Source organism: Arthrobacter koreensis (genome assembly GCF_009193255.1).
Classification (GTDB): domain Bacteria; phylum Actinomycetota; class Actinomycetes; order Actinomycetales; family Micrococcaceae; genus Arthrobacter_B; species Arthrobacter_B koreensis.
In genome coordinates this window covers 1-1,077 of record NZ_WACG01000015.1, presented here as the reverse complement: position 1 = coordinate 1,077, position 1,077 = coordinate 1, and the positions used below count along the sequence as shown (strand labels likewise).

Below are 1,077 nucleotides of genomic sequence, written 5' to 3'. Positions count from 1 at the left end.
CTAGGTGTACTGAGACACCACGTTAGTTACACGTGAATAGGGTGAAGACCTCTTAGGTTTGGTGGTTACCACACACAGCCGAACCTAAGAGGTCTTCATGTCCCACGGTAATGCCCGTCTGGCTCCGGCCGGAAGAATGATCTTGGTCCAGCGCGTCGCTTCCGGGCGGCCGGTAGCCCATGTCGCGAAGGAAATGGGTATCTCACGGCCCACCGCTTACCGGTGGGTGAACCGGTACCGGGAAGAAGGTCCGCCTGGTTTGGAAGACCGTTCCTCGAAACCGAAATCCTGCCCGCACGCCACCAGCCCGGAGAAAACCGCCGAGGTCCTAACAACCCGGGCCGAGCGCCGCACCGGGCCGGCCGATATCGCGTCCCGCACCAGGGTAGGCGTCCGCACCGTCTCCCGGATCTTGTCCAGGGCCGGAGTGGCCAAGCTCTGGGAACTGGACCCGCTGACCGGCATCCGCATCCGTGCCGCACGGGCCACGGACCGCCGCTATGAACGCGATACTCCCGGGGACATGATCCACATTGATGTGAAGAAACTCGGCCGGATCCCGGACGGGGGCGGCTGGCGGGCAGACCCGAACCAGTCCGCCCGCAACCACAACACCGGCCACACGAAAGTCGGTTTCGACTACGTCCACGTCGCCGTGGACGATCACTCACGGCTCGCCTTCGTCGAAGTCCACCCGGACGAAAAGGGCCCCACCTGCGCGGGGTTTCTGGAGCGGGCTGCCGCGTTCATGGCCAGCCACGGGGCGCCGGTGAAACGAGTCATGACGGACAACGCGTTCGCTTACCGGCTCTCCAAGGACTTCCAGCACGCCCTGAGCACGCTGGGTGCCAAACACATCCTGATCAAGCCCCGCCATCCCTGGCAAAACGGCAAAGCCGAACGGTTCAACCGCACCCTGCAGGAAGGCTGGGCCTACCGGCAGGTTTTCGACTCGAACCAAGCCCGGACCGATGCCCTGCAACCATGGCTAGACTTCTACAACCACCAACGCCCACACGGCAGCCTCGGAGGCAAAGCACCCATCACCCGGTGTAACTAACGTGCTGTCTCAGTACA

At 63.2% G+C, this 1,077-nt stretch carries 1 protein-coding gene; it reads left to right on the top strand.

Translation table 11 applies throughout. The features are described 5' to 3' along the window. The first annotated feature begins 97 nt into the window (after positions 1-97). Complete coding sequence (locus GD628_RS16410) at positions 98-1,060, top strand: IS481 family transposase (protein ID WP_152275447.1); 963 nt, start codon at positions 98-100, stop codon at positions 1,058-1,060. Positions 1,061-1,077: the final 17 nt, after the last annotated feature.